This is a genomic window from Bacillus cereus group sp. BfR-BA-01349 (genome assembly GCF_022663795.1).
Lineage (GTDB): Bacteria > Bacillota > Bacilli > Bacillales > Bacillaceae_G > Bacillus_A > Bacillus_A cereus.
Genome location: NZ_JAKUGE010000010.1, coordinates 44,523 through 59,146, shown reverse-complemented (window position 1 = coordinate 59,146; position 14,624 = coordinate 44,523). Strand labels below are relative to the sequence as shown.

Sequence of the window (14,624 nt, the reverse complement as noted above, 5' to 3'; positions counted from 1 at the left end):
AAAAAGCACGTATTGTACGTGCTTTTTTACAATGGTTTTTAAGTTTACTAGCAGCCTACAAAGCCGCCCCAACAGCTAGCTCCGATGATGATTAGAAGGATGAATAAAACGATTAATAAAGCGAAACCTCCGTAACCACAACCACCACAGCTACCGCCGTAACCGTAACCGCCGCAACTATATCCGTAACCCATGTGGAATTCCTCCTTATATTAAAAATAAAAATGAACGAGGGGAAAATGTACTGGAAGAACTAAAGAACTATCGTGTTTGTAGGAACAATGTATAGTATGCTTTTTTAAACTTGTTCGCGTACGAAGGATAAGCCCGTTTTTGAAGGCTTGTTGATTTTGTAAAGAATGAAGTATAATCTTTGTACTATGATATAAATAAGTATGTAAATGTAAGGAGAATTTATGAATAAAAAAATTGAAGTATTAATTGATAAATATGAACTAACACACTTGAAAGAGGAACTTATTAATACTGTATTTCCTTGTATAAAAGTTGTGCCAAAGCAGCAGGAAACTGTTGCGATAGGTAGTTCGAAAATGGGAGGAGTTCCTGATTTACCAGCTTTATTTGAATATCCAAAGCATAAAGGAAATCCACTACAATTTATCGCGCAATTTAACTTAAGTGATTTACAAAACGTTGGTATGGATCACAATCTTCCTAAGACGGGGATGCTGTATTTCTTTTGCATTGAAAATTATTTTGAAGAAAATGTGAAGCTAACAGAGGCTGGGCGTGTACTTTATTATGATGTTCCTGTAGAGCAATTACGAAGAGGAAATGAAGTACAAGCGAAATATAACCAGTGTGCAATTACTTTTGAACTGACATACAAATTACCAGAACTTTTCATTGAAGATGAGGCTGATTCAGATCGTTTCTTGCAATTACTTGAAGAGCTAATTCCGGATAACTACGATAACCATCAAATGTTTGGTGAGCCATTCTCTGTACAAGAAGAAGTGTTATATGAGACGGGAGAATATATGGGAGTAGACCCGCAGCAAATGACTCTTTTATTCCAAATTGATTCAGATCATAAAAATTGTAATATGGTTTGGGGAGAACTAGGGATGCTATATTTCTGTATTAGTAATGAAGATTTGAAAAATCAACGTTTTGAAAATACATGCTGCGTATTACAAACATGCTAATGAAAAAAGGTTGTTCTTTTTAAAAGAACAACCTTTTTATGTGAATTAGTTAATATGCATAATCTCATATGACCTATACGAAAAAGTATTGTATACTCTGAAACTATACGATACTTTTTCGTATAGTTATAGAATATAAGGAGTGACAAGATGGGAAAGACAAGTAAGTATGTGACAGCTGCCGCACTTTGTTCAACTATAGTAATGGGAGGCTTACAAGCGTCATCTGTATCTTATGCAGCTACAAATCCGACTACAGTGACAGCACAATCAGATGTAAAGTTATTAGATGATTTCAGAAAAGAATTAAAAAAACAGATTGATAATCGAGAAGAAAATATTACAATCACATATAAAACAAAAGATAGAAATGCTAGAAATATTATGGATCAATTGTATGGTGAGTTTAATAAAATTGTAGATGCTGATGAGTATGTAAAATATAATGTAGCGTCTACTAGATATTCCATTAAAGGAATGCCAGGGGACTATACGTTTACACTGCAAGTAAAATACCGTGAATCAAAAGAACAAACTCAATATGTAAAAGCTCAGGCGAAATCAATTGTTGGATCAATTGTAAAACCAGGGATGGATGAGCATGAGAAAGTAAAAGCTATTCACGATTACGTTGTTAAGCATGTGTCTTATGATACGTCTTATCAAGCGTATACAGCATATGAAGCATTAGCGAATCGTTCTGCCGTTTGCCAAGGATATACATTATTGACGTATGAGTTGTTAAAAGAGGCAGGTATTCAAAATCATATTGTAACAGGCACAGGAAACGGACAAGCTCACGCGTGGAATTTAGTGAACATTGAAAACAAATGGTATCACCTAGATACTACATTTGATGATCCAGTACCAGATAAAGCAGGGCGTGCAACTTACTCATATTTTAATATGTCTGACGAACAGTTAAGTAAAGATCATGAATGGGATCGTAGCAAATATCCAGCGGCAACTACAAGTTATTTTGGTGAATTAACAAATAAAATAAAAGCTGGTAGCTCAAAAACTGTCGTATATGAGCAGATGTTAAAAGAAACAAATTTACAATACTTATCTGCAGAATACGGAGCAGAAAATTATAATGAATTTAAGCAAAAGTTGCAGCAACAGTTTGCAGCTAAACCAGAAAAAGTAGAAGTACGATATAAGCAGTCCATGGATGGGACGATGCAAGATATAAAGAAAGTATTAAATGAAATAAATTGGCCAAAAGGTGCAAAGCGTGTGTCTTATCAAGTAGCGCCTTACAGTGCATTGGCGGGTTATTCATTAGCGACAATTACATTTACGTATTAAGCAATGAGAAAGAGCATCTGTAAAAGATGCTCTTTTTATATTTATCGATCACTTTAAAATTTTGGGAATTATGTGATAAAATAAAAAGGAGAGGATGTGAATGCTGAATGAACTTGTTCGAAAGTAATATTTTTACATTGATATATACTTGTTTAGTAATCGGACTTATCGTTTTGTTTTTCATATCATTTACTTTGTTTATTAGAAGAGTATTACAAAGCAGTGCTGCAAAGAAACACCACGTGATTAATATGAACCAGAAGCTAGATCGAATCATTGAATTGCTTGAAAAAGATAAGAAATAGCGATAGAAGAGGTATGAAAAGGGGGAAAGAGAATGGCCAATTATATAAAAGAATTACGTGAAAAAGTAGGACATGATTATGTTTTCTTAAACTTTGCCGGTGGTTGTGTATTTAATAAAGAAGGAGAAGTATTACTGCAAAAAAGAGGAGACTTTAACGCTTGGGGATTTCCAGGTGGTGCAATGGAGATAGGAGAATCAGCTGCGGAAACTGCAATCCGAGAAATAAAAGAAGAAACCGGGTATGATGTAGAAATAAATGAGCTTATTGGAGTGTATACAAAATATTTTCAATCATATCCAAATGGAGACAAGGCCCAGTCAATTGTGATGTTCTTTTCATTCTCAATAGTTGGAGGTGACAAAAAAGTAGATGGTGATGAAACGTTGGATTTGAAGTTTTTCCCGTTAGACGACATGCCACCGTTATTTTGTAAACAACATGAAGATTGCCTGCAAGATTTATTGGAGAAAAGAGTAGGGGTATATCGTTAACATATAAAAAAGAAGCTAAATGAAGATTAGCTTCTTTTTTATGTTTCATTTATTTCCACCAATCATCAAACATTGACGCTGGTACTTGTCTTTTATGCTCACTCACTGTGTAACGTTTTTCAATTTTCTCTGCGACGTCAGCTGGAACTGCTTTACCTTCTAAATAATCATCTAATTGATCATAAGTAATACCTAACTCTGTTTCATCAGCTTGACCTGGTTTTTCATCTAATAAATCAGCTGTTGGCATTTTTAAGTACAGTCGCTCGTCTGCACCTAACTCTTGTAATAATGCACGTCCTTGACGCTTCGTTAATCCCGTTAATGGTAATAAATCTGCACCACCATCTCCGAATTTTGTAAAGAACCCTGTTACAGCTTCTGCAGCGTGATCTGTTCCGATAACAAGTAGCCCTTTTTGTCCACCAATTGCATATTGAGTAACCATACGGATACGTGCTTTCACGTTACCTTTATTGAAATCTGTTAATGATTCACCCAATAAGTTTTCATATTGATTTGAAAAAGCATCAACAGTTGAAGCAATATCAAATGCAACAGATTGATCTGCTTGAATGAATTGTAATGCTAATTGTGCATCATCTTCATCTTTTTGTACTTTATAAGGAAGACGCACGGCGATAAACGTTGCATTACCACCTTCGTTACGAATTTCTTCAACTGCAAGTTGTGCTAAGCGTCCTGCTAATGTAGAGTCTTGTCCGCCGCTAATACCAAGTACAAATCCTTTTGTACCTGTTTTTTTTACATAATCCTTTAAGAAATCAACTCGTTTACGAATTTCAATTTTTGGATCAATTACAGGCTGAACATGTAATGCTTTCATAATCTGTTCTTGTAATGTCATTATGTTTCCTCCTATTCATATTAAAGCGGTAATTAAGTTTATATGTATAATGGTACATACTTCTATTCTTTATTATTTCGCAAAATTAACGAATATACAATAGGATGTGTGTATGAATATGAATGTAGTCATTATAAATAAAGTACTACGTATAAGCAATTTTTTTAAACCTTTCAAAAATGTAAGGTTTTTGTCATTTGAATCGATGGAAGGTATTTCCGCACTTTACTAATATAAAAACATAGATAGTAGAAGGGCGGAGAAGTAATATGAACATTAGAGAACTAGCATATCGGAATGTAACCCGAAATAGACGGACATACTCAGCCTATTTTTTGAGTAGTGCATTTGCAATTATGGCCTTTTTTGTGTATTCATTTTTTGCGTTTCATCCGGCATTAAGTGCAGGAGAATTAGGTCAGTACGTATTCGTAAGTATGTCTTTTGCACAGTCTATTATTTACTTATTTACATTCTTCTTTATTTTATATTCGATGGGAATGTTTTTAAAAACGAGAAAGCGTGAACTAGGGATTTTAATGATGTTAGGTATGACGAAATATCAATTAAAGCGTCTAATCTTTTTTGAAAATATTATGATTGGAATAGGGGCAATTATTTTTGGTATTCTTTCAGGTATGTTATTTTCAGGGGTATTACTATTTTTCGCTCCGATGATATTGAAACTAGATATCTCCTTATCCTATTACATACCGATGAAAGCAATTGTTGTAACGAGTATTATGTTTTTTATTTTATTTATGATCATATCATTGTTTAGTGCAGGAATGATTCGTAAAAATAAGATTATGAAGTTGTTTAGAGGATCGGCAGAGGCGAAACCGGAACCGAAAGCATCAATCATTTCTTCCATATTAGCAGTAGTATTGCTTAGTGCTGGCTATGTAGGAGCTCTTCTATCACATGGAGCAATGGTATTTATTATGATGATTCCTGTTACAACGGTAGTTATTATTGGGACGTATTTGTTGTACAAGCAGCTGAGTGTCTTTATTATTCGATTATGTAAAAAAAGTAAACGTTTCTATTGGACACAGACTAATATTATTACGTTATCAGATTTAGCGTATCGCATGAGAGATAACGCAAGAATGTTCTTTATTGTAACCATTATTTCTACTGTAGCATTTTCCGCAATAGGGACATTAGTTGGCTTCGCATCCATGACGAAAGGGATAATGGAGAGACCGATTTCGTTTCATTACCATTCTAAGCAAGGGAATAGTAACGAATCACAGCATATACAAATGATTGACAAAGGATTAAAGAAACATAGTATAGCAGCTTCAAAAACTAATATTTCGACAAAGAAAACGGAGGAACAGTCGTTAAGAAGCGCCATTTTTATAAAAGAATCAGACTATAAGAAATATGCAAAGTTAACAGAAGAACCATTTAATACTGTAGCAAATAAAGAAGTTGTATTTTTGTCAGCTAATATACCAGGGCCAACGATGAAAGAAAGAAAAGAAATTACTTTACCTAATATGAATGAAAATTTAAAAGTGAAAAAAGTTACTTCATCTTCATTGGGGAAAATATTAAGAGGAAATGTTTATGTAATCTCTAATAGTCAATATGATTCATTACAAGATGGGTTTATAGAGACAAAAGATTATATGTATAAAACTGAAAGAACGAAAGATGAGATTGAAATTGGTAAAGAGCTTACGCATCAAATTAAACCGTATCAAGAATATTCAACGTTTAGTGCGGAAGAGTACGAGCAAAACCAAAGTTTACAAATTGCAGGACCGATTTTATTTGTAGGTTTCTTTATTGGTATAGTATTTTTCGTTTGCGCAGGAAGTTTCCTTTACTTCCGTTTATTCTCCGATTTGGAGGATGATGTTCGCTTGTTCGAAATGATTCGTAAAGTTGGATTGACAAGTAGGGAATTATCGAAGGTAGTTACAATTCGATTGGCCCTTTTATTCTTCGTTCCAATTGGTGTTGCAACATTACATGGAGCAGTAGCCTTAACGGCGTTAGGGCAAATGTTTGAGTACTCATTGTTTAAAGAAAATACAGTTGTATTAAGTATTTTCATAGGTATTCAAGTTGTATACTTCTTACTTATAAGATCCCGTTATGTAAAACAATTGAAAGAGAGATTACGTATGCATTAAATGTGTTTTTTTAACTCGAGTACAAAATTTTCTAAAAAGAGGCAAGTATTGTCAAAAAGTGATAAAATGGAAAAAGCGAGGTGAAAAAATTAATAGAGAGTAAGGGGGGAGAAATATGAAAGCAACAGGAGTTATTCGAAAAGTAGACGAATTAGGACGAATTGTTATCCCTAAAGAATTACGCGATGTATTGGGAATACAAATCAAATCACCGCTTGAAATTTTTGTAGAAGCAGATAAAATCATTTTACAAAAATATCAACCTTACAATGCTTGCCAAATCACAGGTGATGTTTCAGGGCAGAATATTACATTAGCAAATGGAAATATTACAGTTGGTATAGAGGGAGCGGAATATTTAGTAAAAGAAATAGAAAAGTTTTTAAACAAGAGTGAGGTTTAGTCTTAATTTATATTATTTTTCAAATTACATATCATTCTTTTAAAAGACTGTAAGAGGACCATTAATTGGTCCTCTTATTTTGGTTATTAGTTGAACGACTCGGGTTGTTACTTCCTACAAATCATAGGGAAAATAAAGAAGTATTATAGAGGTAGTAAATGATGTTGAGAAATATTTGAAAAGAAGGAAAACAAAAAGAATAAAACGAATGTTACATTTACACGTATTCAAAAGTGGTCTGAAATGAAAATAATACATTTTCAGGAGGGATTACGATGAGTAGTACAGTGAATAAACAAAAAGGTATACAATTGATTCCGTTTACCGTAAATAAGGTGGTAGAACAAGTAAATGAAATTCCACCAGGTGTACAACTGATTCACGCTCCGCAAGTATGGGAAAAGAGTGTGAAGGGGCAAGATGTAGTCGTTGCCGTATTAGATACAGGGTGTGATACTAATCATATAGATTTAAAAGATCGTATTATCGGCGGAAGAAATTTCACAAAAGATTATGAAGCTGATCCAAATGTGTATCTTGATAATAACGGACATGGTACTCATGTTGCGGGAACGATTGCCGCGACTGAAAATGGTGTCGGTGTATTAGGAGTTGCACCACTTGCTAAAATGTTAGTATTAAAAGTTTTAGCGGGAGATGGTTCTGGAAGTTATGAGCAAATTATTGAGGCAATTCATTATGCTGTAAATTGGAGAGGGCCGAATCAAGAGAAAGTGAGAATTATTTCAATGTCACTTGGTGGTCCGCAAGATGTTCCAGAATTACATGAAGCAATTCAAAATGCGGTAAAGCAGGATGTTCTCGTTGTATGTGCTGCTGGAAATAATGGAGATTGCGATGATGAAACAGAGGAACTAGACTTTCCGGGTGCGTACTCCGAGGTAATTGAAGTTGGTGCCGTTAATTTAGAGCGGAAGATTGCATGTTTTAGTAATTCAAATCAAGAAATTGATCTAGTAGCGCCAGGTGATGAAATATTCTCTACGTATCCAGAAGGAAAATATGCTGTGTTAAGTGGAACTTCCATGGCGACGCCGCATGTTGCTGGAGCGCTCGCCTTGCTCATTAAACAGTGTGAGAAAGAATACGGTCGAAAGTTATCGGAGCCGGAAATATATGCACAACTCATTAAAAGAACTGTACCTTTAGGGTACGAACGTACATCTGAAGGGAATGGATTAGTAGATTTATTAAAAGAATAGCCATATTAAAAAAACATCTCATATGAATATGAGATGTTTTTTTATATGGCTCTGTCGTATGTAATACTTCCCTATTTAAAGAGTCTTATTGTTGTTGAATACTTTTTCTTTGTTTTATTTTTTGTGACAGGAATTTTGTTTGTATTAATGATGAGGCACTTACAAAACATGTCTAGTGTAGCAAGAGGAACAGGAGCCGCGCTTGCAAATGCTTCTATGTACATTGGTCAAATGATTGGTGCGGCAATAGCTGGAATGTTATTTGCAATATCTCACAATTTTATACTTATAGGTAGTTTTACTGCGTTACTATATATAGGAGCTTTATTTTTGTTTAGAAAAAGTGAAAAACTTACTGAAAATAGTGAAACAGGAATTGCATCATAAAGCTTGTATAAATATTTCGCAAATCAGAATTAATAAGAGTGTGAATACATGAATGTGCTTTTAATTAAAGTGGTTACTAAAAGTATAGAGATAGTAGAAGAAATGTATTGTAACAAAGTTATGAGGAATCAAAAAATAAAAATCCCTATAAAGATAGGGATTTATATATCGGCATATAGTTCCTTGGAAAAGGATATACTTAGTTTAGCATATCGGACTACTTATATTTGTGAAATAGATGTGAAAGTAATGTGAAAAGTATTGTAATAAAAAGCACTGTTTTAGCTAATGTAGCTAAAACAGTGCTTTTCTCTTTGATTGAACAGTTGCAGCATTTTCATCATGTATACCTGCATCTTTTATAATTCGTTGTTTTGCTTTATTTAATAGATGGTTTACTGCTTCGCCAAAATAGTTAGCTTCGCTTTTTGTGCGGGCTTCTCGTAAACATTTATAGTTTTCTAGCAGTTCCTCTTTTTCGGAGTTTGTTAAGAAATCTTCTATTTTCTTTTTTGTCATACGAAACACCCTTTCTCCTGACAAACGACGCAATAGAAAATATTTATTTCTCATTATAACAATAATTTTAAAAGAAAGTATACACTAACGTCGCAATAATTTGTCAATTTCTTGAATCTTCTCATCAGCTTTCCCAATTTGCGTATTTTTAGCCTGTTCGCCACCAAGAGCTTGATGTAGTAAAAAAGTTTGACCGGAAATAGCAGTTACAATGGATACTTTTATAATTTCTTTTATTGCGGTGACATCGAATAAAACGAGCCCAAGAAGTGCGGCTAGGCTACCAGTAAAAATATCAGTTAAAAATCCAAAATGAAAAAATGTTTTCAAACGGCGTGGAAGCAATAACTTACCTTGGTTATTGATTAGATGGGAAACGAAGCCGGTAATGCCACCAACGAGAACAGCGGTTAGCCATTGATACATTTCCATCGAATCCACTCCTTTTAGTGAATAAGATTCGATTATTTTATATTGATTCCTTTTAATATTTCATATAAGCATATTGAGAAAGTTTGTTTGGGTATATTTTGTATTCAAATTAATTATGACAGAAAATTTAGATAGATTTCAGTCTATTATATGAATCATTTTTACAATAATATGAATGCAGAAAGGGGTGCGTGATATGAATATAGATTATCGAATAAGAAGTGTAGATGGTTATACAAAAAAATAGGGGAATTAGTAAGCCTGCTTGAGCATACGAGAGCTGTAACATTAGGCGAAGTAAAAATTTATCAGTTGAGCAATTAGATTTAATTATGCAAAGCAGCGGAAATTCAATTGGCGCCTTATTAAAGCATATAGCAGCTATTGAAAAAGTTCATCAGCTTATTTCATTTCAAGATCGTGACTTTACAAAAGAAGAATTAGAAATATGGGAAGATGCACTGTATTTAGGGGAAGCGGGTAGAGCAATCCGTGGTCATGAAATACAATATTATGTACAACTTCTACAAAGTGTTCGAGAAGAATCTCTGAAGTATTTAAGTGAACAAGGTGATGAGTGGCTCATGTCAGAAAGAAAGTGGCCTAACGGTGTAGCATATAACCAGCACTATCTATGGTTTCATGTGCTAGAAGATGAAATTAGTCATCGAGGACAAATTAGAATGCTCAAAAAAGTTATTTGAAAATTACGTAAAATAATGTAGCTTTTTATAGGAGAATTCCATATAATGAGAATAATTAAAATAAGAACGGGGTGATGTATTATGGCGAAAATAACTTATATGAATAATCAACCAAATACAAAGGTGGATGGAAAGGGCGATATTATATAAGGTAATTCGCAATCCTTCCACTTAGTACAAACTAGGGAGGATATTTATTTGAATCAAAATATTTTAGAATCTTTCGGCTGGGATTCATTTTTTGAAGAACAAGTTACAGAGAAAAATTATGAAGTAGGTCGTATTTTACTTGAGCATAAGCATATATATCGCATTATTTGTAATGATGGTGAATATATGGCAGAACTGTCTGGGAAGTTTCGGCATGAAGCGGTTACGAAAGGCGATTATCCAGCAGTTGGTGATTGGGTGTATATAAAGAAATTAGAAGATGAAAAGAAAGCGATTATTCATCGTATTTTCCAGCGAAGAAGCTCTTTCTCAAGACAAGAGGCTGGAACAAGAACAGAAGAACAGATTATAGCAGCAAATGTAGATTATTTATTTTTAGTGAATGCACTTAATCATGATTTTAATGTTAGAAGGATGGAACGTTATTTATTATTAGCGTATGAAAGCGGCGCTATGCCAGTTATTGTTTTAACAAAGAGTAGTATATGTAATGATGTGGAAGAGAAAATTGTAGAAACGGAAGCTATAGCAATTGGTGTTCCTATTTTCGTTGTTGATAGTTTAGAGCATACAGGTATAGATTCGTTGAAACAATTCGTTTCTTCAGGGAAAACAATTGCTTTAGTTGGATCATCAGGGGTAGGAAAGTCAACTTTGTTAAATGCTTTAATAGGAATTGATGTAGCAAAAACGGGAGATATACGTGAAGAGGATAGTAGGGGGAGGCATACGACAACGCATCGAGAATTATTCCAATTGCCTAGTGGCGCTCTCGTTATTGATACGCCTGGCATGAGGGAATTGCAACTTTGGGAAGGCAGCGAAGCGATTCAAACAGCATTCTCTGATATTGAAGAACTTGCGACAACATGTCGTTTCCGTGATTGTAAGCATGAGAATGAACCAGGATGCGCGGTGTATAGTGCAATTGAAAACGGACTTATTACGATAGATCGTTTGAAAAGCTATAAAAAATTACAAAGAGAACTGGCGTATTTTATGAGGAAACAAGATGCCATCCTTGCCAGAGCAGAGCGTGATAAATGGAAGAAAATTTCTAAACAACATAAAAAAATGTAAAAACCAAAGGGGCCCCTTTGGTTTTTTCTATTTGTAAATTTTATAATAATATTATTCACATATATAGACAAAGGGAAATTAATTGTTTAAACTTTACAAAGTATTCACCATAATAGGTTATGAAAATAATAATTAAGGAATGGGAAATATTCATAATTAACTCAATTTAACTTTTAAATTTGAAAATTAGGAGGTTCATAATGGGTAAACTATTAAATTTGTTTCGTGATATGAAAGTAGCAAAAAAGCTATTAATTTCATTCTTTGTAATTTTAATTGCAGCCGTTTCTATAATCGGGGGCATGTCTTATCAAACTGCTAAAAAGAATTTTGAATCACAAATTACGAGTAGTGCTAACGATAATATAAAAATATTAGATAATTTAATCAATCAAATGATTGAAGCAAAATTTAACGATGTGAATAACTTTGCACGAGTAATTCAAGGGAATATGTATCAAGGGGATAATCAGGATGAGCTAAGAAAGACATTATCTCAGTATATCAATTTGAATATAGATGTTGAACAAGTGTATGTTGCCGGTAATGATAAGAAATTTGTACAGGAACCAAATATACAAATGGCAGCAGATTATGATCCAACAACACGACCTTGGTATAAAGATGCAGTGGCAAAACAAGGTGGTATTGTTGTTAGCGAGCCATATAAGGCAAAAGGAAATGGACATATTGTCGTAACGATTGCAAAACAAACAGAAGATAAAAATGGGGTTGTTGCGCTAGATTTAAGTTTAGACAATTTATTAAAAACAACAAAGTTAATCAATATTGGTAAAAAAGGATATGCCTTCATTTTAGATGGAAAGCAAAAAATCATTGCTCATCCACAAGAAAAATCAGGGGATAAAGCAGCTGATTCTTGGGCAAAGAAAATTTATGAAGATAATCATGGTGCTTTTACATATTCTTATGGTGGTAGTGAAAAGAATATGGTATTTGCTACAAACGTAAAAACAGGTTGGAAAATTGGTGGGACGATGTACGCAACTGAAGTAATTGAAGCTGCTCAACCTGTATTTTATAATATGTTAATTGTTATGCTTATTTCGTTAGTAGTAGGTGGAGTACTTATTTATTTTGTGACACTTTCAATTACGAAGCCTTTAAAGAGATTAGTTATCACTTCTAAAGAAATAAGTGAAGGGGATTTAACGCAAACAATTGAAATTCATTCTAATGATGAAATTGGTCAACTTGCGAAAGGTTTTAACGAGATGACAAATTCATTACGGACGTTAATTGGAAGGATTAACACTTCGGCAGGACATGTTGCAGCAGCATCAGAAGAACTAACTGCAAGTGTAAGACAAGCGAGTGAAGCAACTGAGCAAATTACAACAGCAATGGATGAAATATCAAGTGGGGCAACGACGCAAACAACAAGTGTAGAAAATGGTGCTATGTTACTGTTTGATGTAACGGAAGGAATTCAGCATGTAGCAAATAGTTCATCATCTATTAATATTGCTTCTGCTCATACTCGTGAAAAAGCAGAAGATGGTGGGAAACTAGTAGGAAGAACAGTAAACCAGATGCAGTCTATTGCAGAATCGGTTTCACAATCAGATGCTGTTATACGGTTATTAAATAATAAATCAAAACAAATTGGTGATATATTAGAAGTAATTCAAAACATTGCAGATCAAACAAATCTTCTAGCTTTAAATGCGGCAATTGAAGCTGCAAGAGCTGGTGAACATGGAAGAGGTTTTGCAATTGTTGCAGATGAAGTACGTAAATTGGCAGAGCAGTCTAGCATATCTTCCAGTGAAATTAGTAAATTAATAGGCGAAATACAAGACGATATGGGTAAGACAGTCAAATCAATGAATCATGTAAATGAAGAAGTTCAATCTGGACTTGTTATTGCAAATGAAACGAAGCAAAATTTTGCTGAAATTTTACAATCTACAAATGAAATAGCTAATCAAATTAAGACGATGGTTGAAACGGCTAATGGAATGTCAAAAGGGGCAAATGAAGTATCTATTTCAGTAGGACAAATTGCAATGACAGCACAAAATAATGCGACAAGCACACAAAATGTTGCGGCTTCAGCTGAAGAACAGCTAGCTTCGATGGAGGAAATTGGATCAGCGGCGGGTACGCTATCTCAAATGGCTGAAGAGTTGCAAGTATTAATTGAGAGATTTAAAGTTTAATAAAGAACAGACTACCCCTAGTAGCATTATGACACTAGAGGGTAGTCTGTTTTATTATGTAAAATCAAATGGAGATGTAAACTTCCTTTATGACGTTTAAAATGGTATTTTGTATAATATTTGTCGAAAAATAGAGGTATTTGTTAGCTTTGTGTATAATTATTAACCTATAGAATACAAATAAAAGGAGAGTATTATGGGAGTGTATTGGGGGACAAAAAGACATTCTTGGCTTAGTTACGTCTCATTTTGGCTAAGTATTTCATTTTTTATTGTTTTTCTAATTGAAGTGTTTATATTAAAAACACTTTCGAATAGCTCGGTGCAAATTGTTAAATATTTTTATTTTATACTTGTACCAGTAAATATTTTTCTTAGTTTAAAGTTACTATTTAAGAAAAATGAAAAGAAAGCGTTACCTATTTTTAGTTTCATTGTCTCATTATTATTTGCAATTTTAATAATCGTATTAGTTTTAGCAGCTATAGGGAAGTTCTTTTAAGGGGAGTGGTATAAGTCACTCTCCTTTTTTATTTGTGGTAGTCTTACTATATGTAAAAGTTGTGAATGCTGTGAGCTAATAAAAGCGGAGAGTAGACAATATTTGCATGGATTAAAGTCTGTCGTTATTTGAACTTATAAGAGTGTATGGAGTAATGAGGTAATATACATAATAATGGAGATAGAATTAGTTATTTTATAAGTGTGTATGAAGCAAATGAATACGGTAAGAACGGTGATATATGGTACAATAGCTATGGATAGTGATAGAGATAAAGGGTATATAAAATACTCATCGTTTTTTAGTAAGAGAGGGGTTATCTTATGCTATACGAGGATTTGGAGACATTATTTCAAACAGCTCCGAAAGAAGATAGAGGCGGATGGAAATATATAATCCAAGAACAAAATGATACATTTAAAATTGGTGATGAAATACTGAAAAATCAAATGAGTGTCGAATTGTATTTTAATGAATACGATGAGGTGAAAATCACTTTATATAAAGATGGAATTCCCATTACGACTATGCAAAAAATTACGATTTCAAAAGTTGAATTAGACGAAGATGAAGAAGGTATTCAATTTGTTTTAGAACGCATGCCTAGTCGAATGATTCGGTTGCAGTTAAAGCCGTATTTAGCATTAGAAATGGGACTGTACTGGGAAGTATGTGATGATTGTGAATGAACATAAAAAAGCATCCAATAACATGGATGCTTTT

General features: G+C 33.6%; 16 protein-coding genes and 2 pseudogenes. 14 read left to right on the top strand and 4 right to left on the bottom strand.

Annotated features, from left to right (window positions below):
- Positions 1 to 47: 47 nt before the first annotated feature.
- On the bottom strand, positions 48 to 194 hold the full coding sequence (locus MR169_RS07985) for a YjcZ family sporulation protein (RefSeq protein ID WP_000540425.1): 147 nt from the start codon (positions 192 to 194) through the stop codon (positions 48 to 50).
- 222 nt (positions 195 to 416) lie between these two features.
- Here MR169_RS07985 and MR169_RS07980 point away from each other — a divergent pair, with 222 nt between their 5' ends.
- The 4 genes from MR169_RS07980 to MR169_RS07965 all read left to right on the top strand — a co-directional run bounded on the left by MR169_RS07980 (position 417) and on the right by MR169_RS07965 (position 3,279).
- Positions 417 to 1,169 (top strand): YwqG family protein, encoded by a 753-nt coding sequence (locus tag MR169_RS07980; RefSeq protein ID WP_001034836.1) that lies wholly within the window; start codon positions 417 to 419, stop codon positions 1,167 to 1,169.
- Positions 1,170 to 1,319: 150 nt separating this feature from the next.
- Entirely contained in the window at positions 1,320 to 2,480 is a 1,161-nt protein-coding gene (locus MR169_RS07975) for a transglutaminase domain-containing protein (protein ID WP_000520859.1), read from the top strand.
- 107 nt (positions 2,481 to 2,587) lie between these two features.
- Positions 2,588 to 2,785, top strand: a complete 198-nt coding sequence (locus MR169_RS07970; protein ID WP_001048102.1) for a DUF4083 domain-containing protein — start codon at positions 2,588 to 2,590, stop codon at positions 2,783 to 2,785.
- Between the two features lie 32 nt (positions 2,786 to 2,817).
- Positions 2,818 to 3,279, top strand: coding sequence for an NUDIX hydrolase (locus MR169_RS07965; protein WP_000024999.1), 462 nt, complete (start codon positions 2,818 to 2,820; stop codon positions 3,277 to 3,279).
- A 49-nt stretch (positions 3,280 to 3,328) separates the two neighbouring features.
- On the opposite strand, the gene nadE is transcribed toward MR169_RS07965, so the two are convergent.
- Positions 3,329 to 4,147, bottom strand: coding sequence for an ammonia-dependent NAD(+) synthetase (gene nadE, locus MR169_RS07960; protein WP_242319227.1), 819 nt, complete (start codon positions 4,145 to 4,147; stop codon positions 3,329 to 3,331).
- Positions 4,148 to 4,416: 269 nt separating this feature from the next.
- Here nadE and MR169_RS07955 point away from each other — a divergent pair, with 269 nt between their 5' ends.
- The 5 genes and pseudogenes from MR169_RS07955 to MR169_RS28305 all read left to right on the top strand — a co-directional run bounded on the left by MR169_RS07955 (position 4,417) and on the right by MR169_RS28305 (position 8,565).
- The gene (locus MR169_RS07955) at positions 4,417 to 6,297 is read left to right on the top strand and encodes an ABC transporter permease (protein WP_137074238.1); all 1,881 of its coding nucleotides are present in this window, start codon (positions 4,417 to 4,419) and stop codon (positions 6,295 to 6,297) included.
- Positions 6,298 to 6,412: 115 nt separating this feature from the next.
- Positions 6,413 to 6,700 carry an AbrB/MazE/SpoVT family DNA-binding domain-containing protein gene (locus MR169_RS07950; RefSeq protein WP_000648325.1) on the top strand — a complete coding sequence of 96 codons (288 nt, stop codon included), beginning with the start codon at positions 6,413 to 6,415 and terminating at the stop codon, positions 6,698 to 6,700.
- A 275-nt stretch (positions 6,701 to 6,975) separates the two neighbouring features.
- Positions 6,976 to 7,923, top strand: a complete 948-nt coding sequence (locus MR169_RS07945) for a serine protease (RefSeq protein WP_242319226.1) — start codon at positions 6,976 to 6,978, stop codon at positions 7,921 to 7,923.
- A gap of 48 nt (positions 7,924 to 7,971) precedes the next feature.
- Positions 7,972 to 8,310, top strand: a pseudogene (locus MR169_RS07940) (MFS transporter permease); the annotation flags it as partial.
- 48 nt (positions 8,311 to 8,358) lie between these two features.
- Positions 8,359 to 8,565, top strand: coding sequence for a hypothetical protein (locus tag MR169_RS28305; protein WP_001101741.1), 207 nt, complete (start codon positions 8,359 to 8,361; stop codon positions 8,563 to 8,565).
- A 39-nt stretch (positions 8,566 to 8,604) separates the two neighbouring features.
- Here MR169_RS28305 and MR169_RS07935 read toward each other — a convergent pair whose 3' ends face one another.
- Together MR169_RS07935 and MR169_RS07930 are read right to left on the bottom strand one after the other, a co-directional pair.
- Positions 8,605 to 8,829 carry a hypothetical protein gene (locus tag MR169_RS07935; RefSeq protein ID WP_000162602.1) on the bottom strand — a complete coding sequence of 75 codons (225 nt, stop codon included), beginning with the start codon at positions 8,827 to 8,829 and terminating at the stop codon, positions 8,605 to 8,607.
- Between the two features lie 84 nt (positions 8,830 to 8,913).
- Positions 8,914 to 9,261: a DUF4257 domain-containing protein gene (locus tag MR169_RS07930; RefSeq protein ID WP_000426317.1), complete on the bottom strand. Its 348-nt coding sequence runs from the start codon at positions 9,259 to 9,261 to the stop codon at positions 8,914 to 8,916.
- A 196-nt stretch (positions 9,262 to 9,457) separates the two neighbouring features.
- Here MR169_RS07930 and MR169_RS07925 point away from each other — a divergent pair.
- The 5 genes and pseudogenes from MR169_RS07925 to MR169_RS07905 all read left to right on the top strand — a co-directional run bounded on the left by MR169_RS07925 (position 9,458) and on the right by MR169_RS07905 (position 14,590).
- Positions 9,458 to 9,981, top strand: a pseudogene (locus MR169_RS07925) (DinB family protein).
- 182 nt (positions 9,982 to 10,163) lie between these two features.
- The gene (gene rsgA, locus MR169_RS07920) at positions 10,164 to 11,216 is read left to right on the top strand and encodes a ribosome small subunit-dependent GTPase A (protein WP_001073077.1); all 1,053 of its coding nucleotides are present in this window, start codon (positions 10,164 to 10,166) and stop codon (positions 11,214 to 11,216) included.
- A 200-nt stretch (positions 11,217 to 11,416) separates the two neighbouring features.
- Positions 11,417 to 13,399 (top strand): methyl-accepting chemotaxis protein, encoded by a 1,983-nt coding sequence (locus MR169_RS07915; protein WP_242319225.1) that lies wholly within the window; start codon positions 11,417 to 11,419, stop codon positions 13,397 to 13,399.
- A gap of 196 nt (positions 13,400 to 13,595) precedes the next feature.
- Positions 13,596 to 13,901, top strand: a complete 306-nt coding sequence (locus MR169_RS07910; RefSeq protein WP_000539571.1) for a hypothetical protein — start codon at positions 13,596 to 13,598, stop codon at positions 13,899 to 13,901.
- A gap of 323 nt (positions 13,902 to 14,224) precedes the next feature.
- A complete protein-coding gene (locus MR169_RS07905; protein ID WP_016117642.1) occupies positions 14,225 to 14,590 on the top strand; it encodes a DUF3979 family protein in 366 nt (121 codons plus the stop codon).
- The last annotated feature ends 34 nt before the right edge of the window (positions 14,591 to 14,624 follow it).